The sequence below is a fragment of the Aureimonas sp. Leaf324 genome (assembly GCF_001423245.1).
Taxonomy (GTDB): Bacteria; Pseudomonadota; Alphaproteobacteria; order Rhizobiales; family Rhizobiaceae; genus Aureimonas.
This window is the reverse complement of record NZ_LMOH01000004.1, coordinates 1-17499: the sequence shown is the minus strand read 5'-3', so window position 1 is coordinate 17499 and position 17499 is coordinate 1. Positions and strand designations below refer to the sequence as shown.

Genomic DNA, 17499 nt, shown 5'->3' with positions numbered 1-17499 from the left:
AGGGCGCGCGGGCCGAAGCATGTCCATGCTGCGACGCGATTGATAAGGGAAACATTCTTTCCCGCCCGCCCGTTCGGGCAGGTCGCGGCCGGCGTTGCACGGCGGACACAGCGCTGGGGACGGCCGCCGGATTTGCGGGCGCTTTGCTTGCGGAACATGGTAAACACCCTTTCTACAGCCGGTGATGCGGACGGCGCGATCTCGCGCGGCAACCAACGACGGGGAACGGGGATGACCCAGATGATCAGGATGGGCTTCGGCCTTGCGGCCGTGCTGGCTCTTGCCGGCTGCCAGTCGGCGAGCCCGAGCTTCGGCGGCGGCGGCAGCAATGTCCGCAGTCCCGCTCCCCTGCGCGCGGCCCCGACCGGCCAGGTCTATTCCAACCAGCTGCCGCCCCCGCCGCCGCCGCCGGCGGCGCCCGTGACCGCGGCGCCCGTGACCCCGACGGCGGACGCCTCGACCCCTGCGCAGACGCCCGCCCCGACGCAGACCGCTTCGGCCGCGCCGGTGACGCGCGAAGGGCTGGTCGGCGCCTGGCGCGTGTCGTCGGGCGGCGGCAACTGCCAGATCTTCATGGCGCTGACGCAGTGGACGGGCGGCTACCGCGCCGCCTCGCGCGGCTGCCCCGGCCAGGTGGCCGACGTCTCGGCCTGGGACGTCTCGGGCAACCAGGTGGTGCTGAAGGATTCGGGCGGCTCCACCGTGGCGACGCTCAACAACACGGGCGGCACGCGCTACGAAGGCACCACCAGCGGCGGCCAGTCGGTCAGCCTCTACCGCTAGTCGCGCCAGACGACGGTGCTGCGCCTTCGTCTGGCGCGGCACCGCTTCAAGCCCCGGCGCCGCGCTTCCGCCGCCCTTCGTTTCACAGATGAAACGAGCTGCCCGGGCCTCTTTCCCGGAAGGTCATGACCCATGCCGCACCAAGGCTACGGCTCCGTCGGGGGCGAGCGCGGACCCGTGCGGGCCGAACTCGCCCGGCGCGTGGCGGCCGGATCCCTGCGCGAGGACCCGGTCCAAGCCGGCGTCGCCGACCGCCTCGACCGGTTGGGGCGCGAGCTGAAGGCCGCGTCGCTTCCCGTGAAGTCCAGCGCGCTCGGCTGGCTGTTCGGCAAACGGGAGAGGCCGGCCGCGCCGCGCGGCGTCTACATCCACGGCTCGGTCGGGCGCGGCAAGTCCATGCTGATGGACCTGTTCTTCCAGACAGCACCGGTGGACGGCAAGCGACGCCTCCACTTCCACGAGTTCATGGCCGAGATGCACGGGCGCATCAACGCGCACCGTGCGGCGGTGAAGGCGGGGGAGGCGAAGGGCGATGACCCGATCCCGCCGGTGGCGGACGCCGTCGCGACCGAGACGCGGCTCCTCTGCTTCGACGAGTTCACCGTGACCGACATCGCCGACGCGATGATCCTGTCGCGCCTCTTCGACGCGCTCTTCGCGCGCGGGCTGACGCTGGTCGCGACCTCCAACGTCGCGCCGGACGATCTCTACCGCGACGGGCTGAACCGGCCGCTGTTCCTGCCCTTCGTCGAGACGCTCAAACGCCACACCGACATCCTCTTCCTCGACGCACCGACCGACTACCGGATGGAGACGATCGGGGCGGGCGACCTCTACCTCACGCCGCTCGGCCCCGAGACGGACCGGCGGATGGACGCGCTGTGGCGCTCGATCCTCGGGCCCGCGCCGGAAGGCCCGGAAACCCTGCCGTTCCGCGGGCGCTCGATCGCCGTGCCGCGGGCGGGTGGGGGCGCCGCGCGCTTCGCCTTCGCCGACCTCTGCTCCCGGCCGCTCGGCGCCGCCGACTTCCTGGCGATCGCCGCGCGCTACCACACGGTGATGGTCGACGGCGTGCCGGTGATGGCCGCGGCGGAACGCAACGAGGCCAAGCGCTTCATCCTTCTCGTCGATACGCTCTACGACGCCCATCGCCGGGTGGTGGTCTCGGCCGCCGCGCCCGCCAACGCGCTTTACCGCGCCCCCAGCGGCACGGAGGCGTTCGAGTTCGACCGCACGGTGTCGCGGCTGATCGAGATGCGCTCCGACGCCTATCTCGCGGAGGCCGAACGGCGGCGGAGCGGAGTGGAACGCCTGGAAAGCGTCGAACGTGCATGAAAATTTTCCGACAAGGCCGCAAACGGCCACGTCGTTGGAATCATGCCGGGAAACGAATGACGCTTACGTAAGCCCCACATAGCCTAACCGGTTGAATTCCCTTGCGCTGCGCTGCGGCCATTGCACCCGCCGCCCGCACGGAGTATCCCCCTGCCCGACGCAGGACCTTGAGGCGCGTCCGTCCCGGATGCCGTGACGGTCGCATCGACCGGCCTGCCCGGCCCCCGGGAATGCGGGCCGCATCCAGGAACCCGAAGGGCGTCCGATGACGAGACCTCCCCTGTCCTCCACCGCCGCGCGGCGTGCCGCCATGCCGGGCACGTGGAACGGCGGTCCGGGCGCCCCGACGTCGTCTCCCTCGTCCCTCGCAGCCATCCGCAACGGGAAGCTTTCATGAACATCCACGAATACCAGGCCAAGCAGGTCCTCAAGGGCTTCGGCGCCCCGGTCGCCTCGGGCGTCGCGATCACCAGCGCGTCCGAAGCCGAGGCTGCCGCCAGGCAGCTTCCCGGTCCCCTCTACGTGGTGAAGTCGCAGATCCATGCGGGCGGCCGCGGCAAGGGCAAGTTCAAGGAGCTCGGCCCCGATGCCAAGGGCGGCGTGCGCCTGGCGAAGTCGGTGGAAGAGGTCGTCGCCCACGCCACCGAAATGCTTGGGCATACGCTCGTCACCGCCCAGACGGGCGACGCCGGCAAGCAGGTGAACCGCCTCTACATCGAGGACGGCGCCGACATCGCCCGCGAACTCTACTGCTCGCTGCTGGTCGATCGCTCGGTCGGGCGCGTCGCCTTCGTCGTCTCTACCGAGGGTGGCATGGACATCGAGGCGGTCGCCCACGACACGCCGGAGAAGATCATCACCGTCGCGATCGATCCGGAGACGGGCGTCACCGACGCCGACGTCGCCAGGATCTCGGACGCCTACGGCCTCGAGGGCGCGGCCCGCGAGGACGCCAAGACGCTGTTCCCGGCGCTCTACAAGGCCTTCACCGACAAGGACATGGCGCTCCTCGAGGTGAACCCGCTCATCGTCATGACCGACGGCCACCTCCGGGTGCTGGATGCGAAGGTCTCGTTCGACGGCAACGCGCTGTTCCGCCACGACGACATGAAGGCGCTTCGCGACGAGACCGAAGAGGACGCCAAGGAGATCGAGGCCTCCAAGTGGGACCTCGCCTATGTCGCGCTCGACGGCAACATCGGCTGCATGGTCAACGGCGCGGGCCTCGCCATGGCGACGATGGACATCATCAAGCTCTACGGCAAGGAGCCGGCGAACTTCTGCGACGTCGGCGGCGGCGCCAACAAGGAGAAGGTCGCCGCGGCCTTCAAGATCATCACGGCGGACCCGGCGGTGCAGGGCATTCTCGTCAACATCTTCGGCGGCATCATGAAGTGCGACGTGATCGCCGAGGGCGTCGTCGCGGCCGTGAAGGAAGTCGGCCTGAAGGTGCCGCTCGTCGTGCGCCTCGAGGGCACGAATGTCGAGCTCGGCAAGAAGATCCTCAACGAGTCGGGCCTCGCCATCACGGCGGCGGACGACCTCGACGACGCCGCGCAGAAGATCGTCGCGGCGGTCAAGTAACCGAAGGCGCCGGCGGAATGGAACTTCTGATCCTATCGGTTCCGTCCATTCTCGCCGCTGCGCTGGCAGCCATGGTCCTCGTCCTGACCTGTCGCGCCCTCATGGTGCTTGGTCGCTTCGTTCCCCACGGCAGAACTTTGGTCGGCGACACCTTTGTCGCCGGCAACATTCTAGGGCCGGTCTGCTTTCAGGCTTGGATACAAAGTTTGGATGTAGATGGCCCGGCCGGGCTCGCGATCTTCATGGCGTGGGTCTTCATCTGGGCGACAGCGCTTCTCAGCCTCGCGTTCTTCGCAGGGTCGACGATGGAGCGCCGACCCGATCGATCTCGCCAGCTTCGTCGGAGCTGGAACTGAATTTGTCATCGAGCCGAAGGGTCTGGCCTTCGGTTTCAACTTGAAATTCGGCAGCACCTCGCCCGAGTGTGCCGAACCTTCGCTGGGAGCCCTGCGCACCACATGTCCATCCTCGTCGACAAGAACACCAAGATCATCGTGCAGGGCCTGACCGGCAAGACCGGCACGTTCCACACGGAACAGGCGCTCGCCTATCACGGCACGCAGATGGTCGCCGGCATCCACCCCAAGAAGGGCGGTGAGACCTGGACCGGGTCGAAGGGCGAGAGCCTGCCGATCTACGCCACGGTCGCCGAGGCCAAGGACGCCACGGGCGCGAACGCCTCCGTGATCTACGTGCCGCCGGCCGGCGCCGCCGACGCGATCATCGAGGCGATCGAGGCCGAGGTGCCCTTCATCACCTGCATCACCGAGGGCATTCCGGTGCTCGACATGGTGCGCGTGAAGCGGCGCCTGGAAGGCTCCAAGTCGCGCCTCCTCGGCCCCAACTGCCCCGGCATCATGACGCCGGACGAGTGCAAGATCGGCATCATGCCGGGCTCGATCTTCAAGAAGGGCAATGTCGGCATCGTGTCGCGCTCGGGCACCCTGACCTACGAGGCGGTGTTCCAGACCACGAACGAGGGCCTCGGCCAGACGACGGCGGTCGGCATCGGCGGCGATCCGGTCAAGGGCACCGAGTTCATCGACGTCCTCGAGATGTTCCTCGCCGACGACGAGACGAAGTCGATCATCATGATCGGCGAGATCGGCGGCTCGGCCGAGGAGGACGCCGCCCAGTTCCTGATCGACGAGGCGAAGCGCGGCCGGAAGAAGCCGATGGCCGGCTTCATCGCGGGCCGGACGGCCCCAACGGGCCGTACCATGGGCCATGCCGGCGCCGTGGTCTCGGGCGGCAAGGGCGACGCGGAGTCCAAGATCGCGGCGATGGAGGCGGCGGGCATCCGCGTCTCGCCGTCCCCGGCGCGCCTCGGCAAGACGCTGGTCGAGGTCCTCAAGGGCTGACGACCGAAGGGTCAGGACGGGGGCGATCATTCGATTTTTAACGATCGCGCCCCTATCTGGCCGGAATGATACGTGAAGCCAGCCGCGCGGCGTTTCGGCCCGCGCGGCCGCTCCTCGGGTCTTGACCCGGCGGGCGACCTTTCAGCCGAACGCGTTCGAGTGAGCGGCGGGGGCCCTTGGCCTTCCGCCTCCGATCATCTTTCAGGGAGACGGCGTTCGCTGAAGAAGCGGGGGCCGCTTTGTCATCATCATGGCACGCAATCCGGCGAACGAGACCTTCGCGGCGACCTCCTTCCTCTATGGCGGCAATGCCGACTACATCGAGACGCTGGCCGCCGCCTACGAGCGCGACCCGTCCTCGGTGGCCGCCGAATGGCGCGAGTTCTTCGGCCAGGTCGCCGACGACAAGGCGACCGTCGTCAAGAATGCGGAAGGGCCGTCCTGGACGCGCGCCAACTGGCCGGTGACGCCGAACGGCGAGCTCGTCGCCGCGCTCGACGGCAACTGGGGCGAGGCGGAGATCCGCGTCGAGAAGAAGCTGCGCGACAAGGCGAGCGCCGCGGCGCCGAAGGGCGAGGCGCCCTCCGAGGCCGCGATCCTGCAGGCGACGCGCGATTCGGTGCGCGCGCTGATGCTGATCCGCGCCTACCGGGTGCGCGGCCATCTCCACGCCAAACTCGACCCGCTGGGCCTTGCCGCGCCGGAAGACGACTATCACGAGCTCTCCCCTGAGAACTACGGCTTCACCGAGGCCGATCTCGACCGCCGCATCTTCATCGACAACGTGCTCGGCATGGAGTTCGCGACCGTCCGCCAGATGGTCGACATCCTGAAGCGCACTTACTGCGGCACGGTCGGCGTCGAGTTCATGCACATTTCCAATCCGCTGGAGAAGCAGTGGATCCAGGAGCGCATGGAGGGCGCCAACAAGGGCGTCGAGTTCACCGACCAGGGCAAGCGCGCCATCCTCAACAAGCTGATCGAGGCGGAAGGCTTCGAGAAGTTCATCGACGTCAAGTACAAGGGCACCAAGCGCTTCGGCCTCGACGGCGGCGAGGCGCTGATCCCCGCGCTCGAGCAGATCATCAAGCGCGGCGGCCAGATGGGCCTCAAGGAGATCGTGCTGGGCATGGCCCATCGCGGTCGCCTCAACGTGCTCGCCCAGGTCATGGGCAAGCCGCGCCGCGCGATCTTCCACGAGTTCAAGGGCGGCTCCTACAAGCCCGAGGACGTCGAGGGCTCGGGCGACGTCAAGTATCATCTGGGCGCCTCGGCGGACCGCGAGTTCGACAACAACTCGGTCCACCTGTCGCTGACGGCCAACCCCTCGCATCTCGAGATCGTCAACCCGGTGGTCATGGGCAAGGCGCGCGCCAAGCAGGACCAGCTCGGCGGCGGTCGCACCCGCACCGAGGTGGTGCCGCAGGAGGTGCGCAACCAGGTGCTGCCGCTCCTCATCCACGGCGACGCGGCCTTCGCCGGCCAGGGCGTCGTCGCCGAGTGCTTCGGCCTGTCGGGCCTCAAGGGCCACCGCGTCGGCGGCACGTTGCACTTCATCATCAACAACCAGATCGGCTTCACCACCAACCCGCGCTTCTCGCGCTCCTCGCCCTATCCGTCCGATGTGGCGAAGATGGTCGAGGCCCCGATCTTCCACGTCAACGGCGACGATCCGGAAGCCGTGACCTATGCGGCGAAGATCGCGATCGAGTACCGGCAGACCTTCCACAAGCCGGTGGTGGTCGACATGTTCTGCTACCGCCGCTTCGGCCACAACGAGGGCGACGAGCCCGGCTTCACGCAGCCGATCATGTATCGCAAGATCCGCGAGCATAAGACGACGCTCGAAATCTACGCCCGGAAGCTCGTCGAGGCCGGCGTCCTGTCGGACGGCGACGTCGAGGCGCGCAAGGCCGAGTTCCGCACGCAGCTGGAAGGCGAGTACGAGGCGGGCCAGAGCTACAACCCGAACAAGGCCGACTGGCTGGACGGCGCGTGGTCGGGCCTTCGCCGCGCCGACGACGAGGACGAGCAGCGCCGCGGCGTCACCGGCGTGCCGGTGAAGACGCTGAAGGAGCTCGGTCAGAAGCTCACCGAGGTGCCCGAGGGCTTCGAGGTCCACAAGACCATCGGCCGCTTCCTCGACAACCGCGCCAAGGCGATCGAGACCGGCGAGAACCTCGACTGGGCGACCGGCGAGGCGCTGGCCTTCGCCTCGCTGCTCGCCGAGGGCACGCCGATCCGCCTGTCGGGCCAGGATTCGGAGCGCGGCACGTTCTCGCAGCGCCACTCGGTCCTCTACGACCAGCGCGACGAGAGTCGCTACATCCCGCTGTCCCACCTCGTGAAGGGCCAGGCGAACTACGAGGTCATCAACTCGATGCTCTCGGAAGAGGCCGTGCTCGGCTTCGAATACGGCTACTCGCTCGCCGAGCCGAACGCGCTGACGCTCTGGGAGGCCCAGTTCGGCGACTTCGTGAACGGCGCGCAGGTCGTGATCGACCAGTTCATCTCGAGCGGAGAAGCCAAGTGGCTGCGCATGTCGGGCCTCGTGATGCTGCTGCCGCACGGCTACGAGGGGCAGGGGCCGGAGCACTCCTCGGCGCGCCTCGAGCGCTTCCTGCAGGCCTGCGCGCAGGACAACATGCAGGTCGCCAACTGCACGACGCCGGCGAACTACTTCCACATCCTGCGCCGGCAGATGAAGCGCGACTTCCGCAAGCCGCTGATCCTGATGACGCCCAAATCGCTCCTGCGCCACAAGCGCGCGACGTCCGACCTGTCGGAGCTGGCGGGCGACACGACGTTCCACCGCCTCCTGTGGGACGACGCCGAGATGAAGCCGAACTCGGTCACGGTGAAGCTGAAGAAGGACAAGGACATTCGCCGCGTGGTGCTCTGCACCGGCAAGGTCTATTACGACCTTCTGGAGGAGCGCGAGAAGCGGGGCATCGACGACATCTACCTCCTGCGCGTCGAGCAGCTCTATCCGTTCCCGGCGAAGGCCCTGATCAACGAGCTGTCGCGCTTCAAACAGGCCGAGATCGTCTGGTGCCAGGAGGAGCCCAAGAACATGGGCGCCTGGAGCTTCATCGAGCCCTATCTCGAATGGGTGCTCGACCGCATCGGCGAGACCAAGCGCCGCGCCCGCTATGCCGGCCGTCAGGCGGCCGCCTCGCCGGCCGTCGGCACGATGTCGAAGCACATGGCCCAACTCGAAGCCTTCCTGGAGGAAGCGTTGGGAACCACGGCGGCCTGAGGGCCGCCGTATCCCGCCCGCCCTCGCCACACCCTTTCCGATGAGATCTTCTAAGATGAGCACCGAAGTCAAAGTCCCGACCCTTGGCGAATCCGTCACCGAGGCCACGATTGGCCAGTGGTTCAAGAAGGCGGGCGACACCGTCGCGCAGGACGAGACGATCGCCGAGCTCGAAACCGATAAGGTCACGGTCGAGGTTCCGGCGCCGGCCGCCGGCGTCCTGTCGGAAATCCTCGTCAAGGAAGGCGAGACGGTCGAGGTCGGTGCGCTGATCGCGGTGATCGGCGAGGCGGGTGCCGCCGGCGCGTCGGCGCCGAAGTCCGAGGCGCCCAAGGCCGACGCGCCGAAGGCGCCCGAGCCCGCGGCGACGCAGGGCTACGGCAACGCCTCCACGGCGCCGGCCGCGCCCTCGCAGGGCGGCGCGCAGGGCGACACGCAGCCCGCCCCCTCGGCCGCCAAGCTGATGGCCGAGAAGAACCTCTCGGCGTCCGACGTCGAGGGTTCGGGCAAGCGCGGCCAGGTGCTGAAAGGCGACGTCATCGACGCGATCGCTCGAGGTCCCTCGGCCGCGCCGGCGCAGGCCAAGGCGCCGGCCGCCCCGCGTCCGGCCTCCTCCGCCGACGACGCGTCGCGCGAGGAGCGCGTGCGGATGACCAAGCTCCGCCAGACCATCGCGCGCCGCCTCAAGGACGCGCAGGACACGGCGGCGATGCTGACCACCTTCAACGAGGTGGACATGTCGGCGGTGATGTCGCTGCGCTCCAAGTACAAAGACATCTTCGAGAAGAAGCACGGCGTGAAGCTCGGCTTCATGGGCTTCTTCACCAAGGCGGTGACGCATGCCCTGAAGGAGATCCCGGCGGTGAACGCCGAGATCGACGGCACCGACATCATCTACAAGAACTACGCCCATGTCGGCATGGCGGTGGGCACCGACAAGGGCCTCGTCGTCCCGGTGATCCGCGACGCCGACCAGATGTCGATCGCCGAAATCGAGAAGGAGCTCGGGCGCCTCGCCAAGGCGGCGCGCGACAACCAGCTGACCATGGCCGACATGCAGGGCGGCACCTTCACGATCACCAACGGCGGCGTCTACGGCTCGCTGATGTCGACGCCGATCCTGAACGCGCCGCAGTCGGGTATCCTCGGCATGCACAAGATCCAGGAGCGCCCGATGGTGGTCGGCGGCCAGATCGTGATCCGGCCGATGATGTATCTCGCGCTGTCCTACGATCACCGGATCGTCGACGGCAAGGAAGCCGTGACCTTCCTCGTGCGGGTCAAGGACTCGCTGGAGGATCCGGAGCGTCTCGTCCTCGACCTCTGAGACACGAGAACACCCGGCATCGCCCCCGGAAAGGGGCGGCGCCGGTTCGACCGAGGCGGAGGCCTGCCGGCGACAGGGCGTGACGCCGATGTTTCACGTGGAACAGCCTGGCGAGCCGCCCTCCGGTGAACCGGCCCGCCCTTTCCCGATCTCCGTCCCGAACGCCAACTCGAGCCAGGAGCACCCGATGTCTGACCGCGTGATGATCGTCACCGGTGGCTCGCGCGGGATCGGCGCGGCGACCGCGCGTCTTGCCGGTGCTGCCGGCTACGCGGTGTTGGTGAACTACGCCGCCAACGCCGAGGCGGCCGAGGCCGTCGCCGCCGAGATCCGCGCCGCCGGCGGGCAGGCCGAGACGGTGCGCGGCGACGTCGGCTCGGAAGCCGATATCCTCGGCATCTTCGAGGCCGCCGACCGGATGGGTCGGCTCGCGGTGCTGGTCAACAATGCCGGGGTCGTCGACCAGCCATCAGCGGTGGCCGACATGGACCTCGCGCGGCTCGAGCGCATGTTCCGCATCAACACGATCGGCTCGTTCCTCTGCGCCCGCGAGGCGGTGCGGCGTATGTCGACCGCGCGGGGCGGTGAGGGGGGCGTGATCGTCAATCTCTCGTCGGCCGCCGCCAAGCTCGGCTCGCCCGGCCAGTTCGTCGACTATGCCAGCGCCAAGGGTGCGATCGACACGTTCACGGTCGGCCTCGCCAAGGAGGTCGCGGCCGAGGGCGTGCGCGTCTGCGCAGTGCGTCCCGGCATCATCGAGACCGACATCCATGCCTCCGGCGGCCAGCCGGACCGGGTGGCGCGGATGACGCCCGACCTTCCGATGCGCCGGCCGGGCAGCGCCGAAGAGGTCGCGCGCGCGATCCTCTGGCTGGCGTCCGACGAGGCGAGCTATTCCACCGGCGCGATCCTCGACGTGTCCGGCGCGCGGGCGATCCTGCCGTGACGGGGACCGGGGTCCGGGCCCTGGTGCTGGCGCTCGCCGGCCTTGCCGCCAACGACGCGCGTGCCGAGCCGCCGGCCTATCGCGACGACCGCTCGACGCCCGAGGCGGTGGTCGGATCGCTCTACAACGCGATCGAGCGGCAGGAATACCTGCGCGCCTGGTCGTATTTTCGCGAGGAGGCCGCGCGGCCCTTCGAGACGTTCGCCGCGGGCTATGCCGACACGCGCCATGTTCGGTTGAAGCTCGGAACCGCGACGGGCGAGGGGGCGGCGGGTTCGACCTATTATCGCCTTCCCGCCGTCGTCGAGGCCGAGACCGCGTTGGGAACGCGCGTCTATGCGGGCTGCTACGAGTTGCGGCTCGTCCAGCCGGCGGCGCAGGGGCAGCCGCCGTTCCAGCCGATGGGCATCTCGGGCGCCCGGCTCGCCGCCGTCGACGAGAGCTTCGATGCCGCGACGGGGCGCTGCGACACGGGGGCCACGCCATGACCCGCCCCGTTTCCTTCGCGCGTGCGCGTCCCAAGTCATCGGGCGAAAGAGGCGCAAGGCGCCTCCCAGCAAAGGTCCGGTCCCTATGACGTCGCTTCCCCTCGAACTCACCCTTCTCGGCTGGTCCGTCGTGCTCCTCGTCGTGCAGATCATGCTGCAGGGGCACTTCGTGACGCGCGAGCGCGGCTGCGACTGGAACGCCGGCCCCCGCGACGGCGAGGCGAAGCCGCTCGGCACCATGGCCGGGCGCGCGACGCGCAACCTCGCCAACTTCCAGGAAACCTACCCCGCCTTCGTGGCGCTCGCCCTCGGCCTCGCCGTCACGGGCCGCACCGGTGGCATCGGCGCATGGGGCGCCGGGCTTTGGTTCGCTGCCCGCATCGTCTACGTGCCGCTCTACCTCAAGGGCGTGCCCTACGTGCGCAGCCTGGTGTGGGCCCTCTCGATGCTCGGCCTCCTCCTGATGCTGATCCGCTTCCTCTAGACATTCAACGACCGGAACCAACCCATGTCCGACACCACCTCCTTCGATCTCGTCGTCATCGGCTCCGGCCCGGGCGGCTATGTCGGCGCCATCAAGGCCGCGCAGCTCGGCCTGAAGGTCGCCGTGGTGGAGAAGCGCCAGACCTACGGCGGGACCTGCCTCAACGTCGGCTGCATCCCCTCGAAGGCGCTCCTCCACGCCTCCGAGATGTTCGCCGAAGCCAACCACTCCTTCGCCGACCTCGGCATCAAGGTGAGTCCCGAGCTCGACCTGCCGACCATGCTCGGCCACAAGGACAAGACGGTGAAGGCCAATGTCGACGGCGTCGCCTTCCTGTTCCGCAAGAACAAGATCGAGGGCGTCACAGGGACGGGCCGCATCGTCAAGGCGGGCGAGGTCGAGGTGACCGGGCCGGACGGCGCCAAGCGCACGCTCCAGACCAAGGCGATCTGCATCGCCACGGGCTCGGAGGTCGCAGGGATCCCGGGCGTCGGCGTCGCCTTCGACGGCGAGACGATCGTCTCCTCCGACCATGCGATCGCGCTCGCCAAGGTGCCCGCTTCGATGGTGGTCGTCGGCGGCGGCGTGATCGGGCTCGAGCTCGGCTCGGTCTGGTCGCGCCTCGGGGCGCGCGTGACCGTGGTCGAGTATCTCGACAAGATCCTCGGACCGATGGACGGCGAGGTGTCCGCCCAGTTCCAGAAGCTCCTCGTCAAGCAGGGCTTCACCTTCAAGCTCGGCGCCAAGGTGACGGCGGTGGAGAAGACGGGATCGGGTGCCTCGGTGACGTTCGAGCCCGCCAAGGGCGGCGCCGCCGAGACGCTGGAGGCCGAGGTGGTGCTGGTCGCGACCGGCCGCCGCCCCTTCACCGAAGGGCTCGGCCTCGACGAGGCGGGCGTTGCGCGCGACAAGGCCGGCCGCATCGAGATCGACGCGCACTACCAGACCAACGTGCCGGGCATCTATGCGATCGGCGACGTGGTGAAGGGCCCGATGCTGGCGCACAAGGCCGAGGACGAAGGCATCGCGCTGGCCGAGATCCTCGCCGGCCAGAAGGGCCACGTGAACTACGGCGTCATCCCGTCGGTGGTCTACACCTCGCCCGAGATCGCCTCCGTCGGCAAGACCGAGGAGGAGCTGAAGGCGGAAGGGCTGGACTACAAGGTCGGCAAGTTCCCGGTGATGGCGAACGGGCGCGCCCGCGCCATGCTCCACACCGACGGGTTCGTGAAGGTGCTGACGGACGCGCGCACCGACAAGGTGCTCGGCGGGCACATCGTCGGCTTCGGCGCCGGCGACATGATCGCCGAGATTTCCGTCCTGATGGAGTTCGGCGGCTCCGCCGAGGACCTGGCGCGCACCTGCCACGCCCATCCGACCCTGTCGGAAGCCGTGCGCGAGGCGGCCTTCGCAGCCTTCGCCAAGCCGATCCACGTCTGATCGACGGGCTTCGTAAATGATGAAAGGGGCGGGGCATCCGGTGCGCCGCCCCTTTTTCGTCTCGAGGCCTCAGGCGTTCCCGCCGGCCCAGAAGCCGCGGTCGAGGGGCAGGCGGGCCACCTCGCGCCGGTCGCCGTCGAGGACGCGGGCATGATCGCCCCATTCGTCCGCAAAGCCTGAGCGCGTCAGCACCTCGCGCACCGCGCCCACGGCCTGTTCGTCGGTCACCGCATTGAGAGCGTCGTGGAAGGGCCCCGGCACCCAGGCCGACCCGTCCACCCGTCCCGTTTCGATCCGGTATCGCGACATCCGTTCATCCTCCCGAGATGGTTGACGACGGGAGTGTGAACCCATCGCGCGCGGCTGTCACCTTTCGAAATCGTCAGGAACGGCGCCCTTCGACGCAGCGGCGGTAGGCCCGCGCCCCGTCGCGCTCGGCCTGCGTGCGCGCGAACGCATTGGCGCCGAAGCCGTCCTCGTTGTCCGCGAGGTTCTCGTAGGTGTTGCGGGCCGTCTGGTCGGCGTAGTTGTCGCAGCCGCGCCGCACCGGCGGGCGGTAGGACGCGGGCGCGAGCCCGAGCGTCGGCGCCACGGCGGGTCGCCCGTCGAAGGCGGGACCATCGACCGCGGTGCAGCCGGACAGGGCGAGGACGGCAAGGAGGGGCAGGGCAAGGCGCATGGCGGATCTCCGGAACCGGGGCACGCCGCGGCCGGATCAGGCCGGCCGGCGCGCATCCATCGGCATGGGAGAACGTCGGGGCCGGAGCCCCGTTCCTCCGGCTCGGCGACCGCGCGGGTCAGTCGGCGCGCGCGACGGTCCATCCGGCGCGCCGCAGCGCCGCCACGAGGCCGGTTTCGCCGGGCAAATGCAGCGCACCGACTGCGACGAAACGGCCGCCCTTTGCCAGGAGCGGCTGCAGCCGTTCGGCCATCAGCGCATTACGGCGGTGGACGACGCGATCCTCGAAGGCCTGGGTCACGGCGACCGCGGTCGCCGCATCGGTCCCGGACGGCAGGGCCTTTTCCGTGGCGGGACCGATCAGCGCGATCTGCCCCTTCAGGTAGATGTCGATCATCGTCTCGAAGAGATCGGGCATTCGGTCGACCAGCGCCACGCTGGCGACGAGATTGTCGGCCTGGAGGTCGAGAGGCATCGAGGCCAGCGCCTCGAGCTGCTCGGCGGCGGTCTCGAGCCCGTCGAGCGGCTTGGCCGCGGCCGCCGCCCGCTCGGCGATCGCCACATCGAGCACCTTCGCGCCCTGCGCCGCGCGCTGCGTCTCGCAATCGGTCATCAGGAGGCCGGCTGCGACGAACCAGGGCTGGAGGCGGGCGATCGCCGCCGGCGGCGTGCCGCGCGCTTCCAGAACCGGGACGATGCGGGCCATGCCGTCCTCGCCGACGACGCCGGCCAGCGTCTGCCCGGCGGGCAGAGTGGTGAGATCGGCGCGCGACAGGAGCGTCGCGCCCATCCGTGCGGGGTCGAGGACGTCGGTGGTCTCGATCACGACGCCGTCGGCCCCGTCGAGCGCCCGGTCCGCCGCGTCCGGCAGATCGACGATGCGCGGATCGGACAGGTGCATGGTGCCGAAGAGGAACGAGGGCTTGAGGCCCTCGCGCTCGATCCGGAAGAGGCGGCCCTCGCCGTTCGCGATCGCGGCGGCTTCCCGCTCCGGCCCGGCCATCTCGCCGCTCGCGACGAGATCAGGCACCAGGCTGCGACCCGCCCGGCAGGCCGGGGCCGTCGCTTCGGGTTCGGCCGCGTCCGCTTCCGACACGGCGGCCGCCATCAGGAGCGCGATGCACAGGAGGAGCGGGAAGAGGTGCGGCAGCGCCGACAGGATCGCCGGCAGGAGGCCGCGGGGCGGGCGTTTCGTCATCGAACTTCGCTTCCCGTGTGCGTGGGGCGGATCGGCCGGCCGAAGGCTGCCGTGGCGGCGACAGGCCTCCACGGCCTCCCCCGACCGACCGATCCCCTAATTAACCGAAGAGTACTAACCGAAGAGTCCGACGAAATGCTGAAAGGCCTGCCGCGAGCGGACCGGTCCCTATCCCGCGCGGGCGCGCCGCGCGCGCGGATGCGCGGTTTCGAACGCCTGCAGGAGGCGCCCGCCGTCGACGGCGGTGTAGATCTGCGTCGAGGACAGGGAGGCGTGGCCGAGGAGGTCCTGGATGGTGCGCAGGTCACCGCCCTTGGCGAGGAGATGGGTCGCGAAGGAATGGCGCAGCGCATGCGGCGTCGCCGAGGCGGGAAGCCCGAGAAGCCCGCGCAGCCGCGCCATCTCGGCCTGCACGATCTGCGGCCGCAGCGGCCCGCCGCGCGCGCCCCGGAAGAGCGGCGTACCGACTGAGAGATCGAAGGGACAGAGCCGGCGATAGGCCGCCACCGCCTCGAGGACGGCCGGCAGGAGCGGCACGAGGCGTTCTTTCCGCCCCTTGCCGAGGATCGTCATCGAGCGCGCGGTCTCGTCGGCGAGCGCATCGCCCTCCAGCCCCAGCGCCTCGGAGATGCGCAGGCCGCAGCCGTAGAGGAGGGTGAGAACCGCGACGTTGCGCGCGGCGATCCACGGGCTCGAGGCCATGGCCCCCGCCTCCTCGGTCACCGCCAGCGCGTCGGCGACCGGCAGCGGCCGGGGCAGCGACTTCGGCTGCTTGGGCGCGCGCATGGCGGAGGGACCGGCCGAGGAGGCAAGACCCTCGCGCTCCAGATGCCGCACGAAGGAGCGGATGCCCGAGAGGATGCGGTTGAGGCTGCGCGGGCCCAATCCCTCGCGGCGACGTTCGGCAAGGAAGGCGCGCAGGTCGGTCGCCGAGAGGGCGGCGAGGTCGCCGGGCTCGGCCGGGCGACCGTGGTAGCGCGCGAGAAAGCCGATGAACTGGCGCACGTCCCGCTCGTAGGCGTCGATCGTCAGGCGGCCCGCATGCCGCTCGACGCCGAGCCGATCGAGCCAGGCGGCCTTCAGCGCGAGGAGCGGGGCGGTGGCGGAAACCAGAAGGGGCTCGGACATGGGACGGCATCTCGCGCGGCGGACGGCAGGGAACCACCTGAACGCGGTCTGGTAAAGGGATCGTTGCGGCTGGACGAAGCCGAACCTTCCCCCATTTCGCCAACCAGCGGCCCGGCTCCCGTGCCGGCGCCGGACACGCCACGAGCCACCCGTCCGCCTCGCGCGGGCTTAGCCTTGAAGGGAAGACAGACCCATGAAACGCCATGCCACCGCCATCTGGAACGGCGCGCTCGCCGACGGTCGCGGGTCGCTGACCACGCAGTCGGGCGCGCTCGACAATCACGGCTACTCGTTCAAGGCCCGCTTCGAGGACGAAAGCGGCAAGTCGGGCACTAACCCGGAAGAGCTCCTGGCGGCCGCCCACGCGGGCTGCTTCGCCATGCAGCTGTCGCACTTCCTCGCCGAGAACGGCACGCCGGCAGACGAGCTGAAGGCGCGCGCCGTCGTCGCCGTCGAGCAGGCGAACGGCGGTTTCGAGGTGCAGTCGTCGAAGATCACGCTGGAAGCGCGCGTTCCCGGCATCGAGGACGCCAAGTTCCAGGAGCTCGCAGACAAGGCCAAGGCCGGCTGCCCGATCTCCAAGGCGCTCGGCGCCATCGAGGTCAGCCTCGACGCCAAGCTGGTCTGACGATCATAGAGAGGGCCCGCTTCATCGAGGCGGGCCCTTTCTCGTTAGTCCCGCCGACGCTTGCGCCCGTAGAGCTCCAGCCGGTGGAAGACGATCTCGTAGCCGAGAGCGCGCGCGACCTCGTCCTGCAGCGCCTCGATCCGGTCCGACGAGAACTCGATCACGTCGCCGGTGTCGACGTCGATCAGGTGGTCGTGGTGTGCGCCGTCGGCCTGCTCGAAACGCGAGGGTCCGTTGCCAAAGGCATGCCGGTGGATCGCTCCCTTCTCCTCCAGAAGCCGCATCGTCCGATAGACGGTGGAGAGCGAGATCGAGGGATCGACCGCGGACGCGCGGCGGAAGATCTCGAGCGCATCGGGGTGATCGGGATGTTCGCGCAGGATCGCGATGATCGTGCGACGCGGCCGCGTGATGCGCACGCCCGCCTCGCGCAGCAGCGTCTCGTAGTCCGGCATCGGTTGGCCGTGCGGGGCGGGGCGGGGCGTCGTCATGGCGCGGGTTCATAGCCGATCGCGGGGCGCGGGAAAACCGTGGGGACGCAGGCGACCCTCGCGCCTGAGGGTTCCCGGCGGGTTCGTATCAGGAGAGAGCCGGCGCCGCAGGCGCACACAACGCCTCGAAGGGGACGGAACGGGGATTGATTTCTGCCGATCCGACAAGGCGGGGAGCCTCAAAAGACGCGACGGTGACGTCCGTCTAACGGTTGAGCGACGTTGCAAGCCGTTGTTCGGGCTGTCGTTTCCAATTTTTTCCCTTTGGTCGGCATTTCCCTGTTGACCTTCTGCGGTGGGTCCCCCTATAAGGCGTTCATCGACGACGGCGGTGGCGCCGGGGCGGACGGACTGGACGGCTGAGGCGG

The 17499-nt window shown here is 69.2% G+C and carries 17 protein-coding genes; 12 read left to right on the top strand and 5 right to left on the bottom strand.

Going from position 1 to position 17499, the window contains the following annotated elements; all coding sequences use genetic code 11:
• Nucleotides 1–231: 231 nt before the first annotated feature.
• From ASF65_RS04625 to lpdA, 11 genes are all read left to right on the top strand, one after another.
• The gene (locus tag ASF65_RS04625) at nt 232–783 is read left to right on the top strand and encodes a protease inhibitor Inh/omp19 family protein (RefSeq protein ID WP_055885864.1); all 552 of its coding nucleotides are present in this window, start codon (nt 232–234) and stop codon (nt 781–783) included.
• Nucleotides 784–915: 132 nt separating this feature from the next.
• On the top strand, nt 916–2118 hold the full coding sequence (zapE, locus tag ASF65_RS04620) for a cell division protein ZapE (protein ID WP_082505176.1): 1203 nt from the start codon (nt 916–918) through the stop codon (nt 2116–2118).
• 393 nt (nt 2119–2511) lie between these two features.
• Nucleotides 2512–3702, top strand: a complete 1191-nt coding sequence (gene sucC / locus ASF65_RS04615; protein ID WP_055885860.1) for an ADP-forming succinate--CoA ligase subunit beta — start codon at nt 2512–2514, stop codon at nt 3700–3702.
• Nucleotides 3703–3719: 17 nt separating this feature from the next.
• Complete coding sequence (locus tag ASF65_RS04610) at nt 3720–4058, top strand: hypothetical protein (RefSeq protein ID WP_055885857.1); 339 nt, start codon at nt 3720–3722, stop codon at nt 4056–4058.
• Between the two features lie 102 nt (nt 4059–4160).
• Complete coding sequence (gene sucD / locus ASF65_RS04605) at nt 4161–5063, top strand: succinate--CoA ligase subunit alpha (protein ID WP_055885854.1); 903 nt, start codon at nt 4161–4163, stop codon at nt 5061–5063.
• 250 nt (nt 5064–5313) lie between these two features.
• Nucleotides 5314–8322, top strand: a complete 3009-nt coding sequence (locus ASF65_RS04600; protein WP_055885851.1) for a 2-oxoglutarate dehydrogenase E1 component — start codon at nt 5314–5316, stop codon at nt 8320–8322.
• Between the two features lie 55 nt (nt 8323–8377).
• A complete protein-coding gene (gene odhB, locus ASF65_RS04595) occupies nt 8378–9649 on the top strand; it encodes a 2-oxoglutarate dehydrogenase complex dihydrolipoyllysine-residue succinyltransferase (RefSeq protein WP_055885849.1) in 1272 nt (423 codons plus the stop codon).
• A 187-nt stretch (nt 9650–9836) separates the two neighbouring features.
• A complete protein-coding gene (locus ASF65_RS04590; protein ID WP_055885847.1) occupies nt 9837–10595 on the top strand; it encodes an SDR family oxidoreductase in 759 nt (252 codons plus the stop codon).
• Complete coding sequence (locus tag ASF65_RS04585) at nt 10592–11083, top strand: hypothetical protein (RefSeq protein WP_055885844.1); 492 nt, start codon at nt 10592–10594, stop codon at nt 11081–11083. Before ASF65_RS04590 ends, ASF65_RS04585 begins: the two co-directional genes overlap by 4 nt.
• 85 nt (nt 11084–11168) lie before the next feature.
• Complete coding sequence (locus ASF65_RS04580; protein WP_055885842.1) at nt 11169–11567, top strand: MAPEG family protein; 399 nt, start codon at nt 11169–11171, stop codon at nt 11565–11567.
• A 24-nt stretch (nt 11568–11591) separates the two neighbouring features.
• A complete protein-coding gene (lpdA, locus tag ASF65_RS04575; protein ID WP_055885838.1) occupies nt 11592–13007 on the top strand; it encodes a dihydrolipoyl dehydrogenase in 1416 nt (471 codons plus the stop codon).
• A gap of 69 nt (nt 13008–13076) precedes the next feature.
• Here the strand turns inward: lpdA and ASF65_RS04570 are convergent, their stop codons facing one another.
• The 4 genes from ASF65_RS04570 to ASF65_RS04555 form a co-directional block, all read right to left on the bottom strand.
• Nucleotides 13077–13316, bottom strand: coding sequence for a hypothetical protein (locus ASF65_RS04570; protein ID WP_055885836.1), 240 nt, complete (start codon nt 13314–13316; stop codon nt 13077–13079).
• 73 nt (nt 13317–13389) lie between these two features.
• On the bottom strand, nt 13390–13686 hold the full coding sequence (locus tag ASF65_RS04565; protein ID WP_055885833.1) for a hypothetical protein: 297 nt from the start codon (nt 13684–13686) through the stop codon (nt 13390–13392).
• A gap of 118 nt (nt 13687–13804) precedes the next feature.
• Nucleotides 13805–14884 (bottom strand): TraB/GumN family protein, encoded by a 1080-nt coding sequence (locus ASF65_RS04560; RefSeq protein WP_055885831.1) that lies wholly within the window; start codon nt 14882–14884, stop codon nt 13805–13807.
• Nucleotides 14885–15052: 168 nt separating this feature from the next.
• Complete coding sequence (locus ASF65_RS04555) at nt 15053–16012, bottom strand: tyrosine recombinase XerC (protein WP_055885829.1); 960 nt, start codon at nt 16010–16012, stop codon at nt 15053–15055.
• Nucleotides 16013–16205: 193 nt separating this feature from the next.
• Between ASF65_RS04555 and ASF65_RS04550 the strand changes: the two genes are divergently transcribed.
• Entirely contained in the window at nt 16206–16640 is a 435-nt protein-coding gene (locus tag ASF65_RS04550; protein WP_055885827.1) for an OsmC family protein, read from the top strand.
• 44 nt (nt 16641–16684) lie between these two features.
• Here ASF65_RS04550 and ASF65_RS04545 read toward each other — a convergent pair whose 3' ends face one another.
• Nucleotides 16685–17131, bottom strand: a complete 447-nt coding sequence (locus ASF65_RS04545) for a Fur family transcriptional regulator (protein ID WP_055885824.1) — start codon at nt 17129–17131, stop codon at nt 16685–16687.
• Nucleotides 17132–17499: the final 368 nt, after the last annotated feature.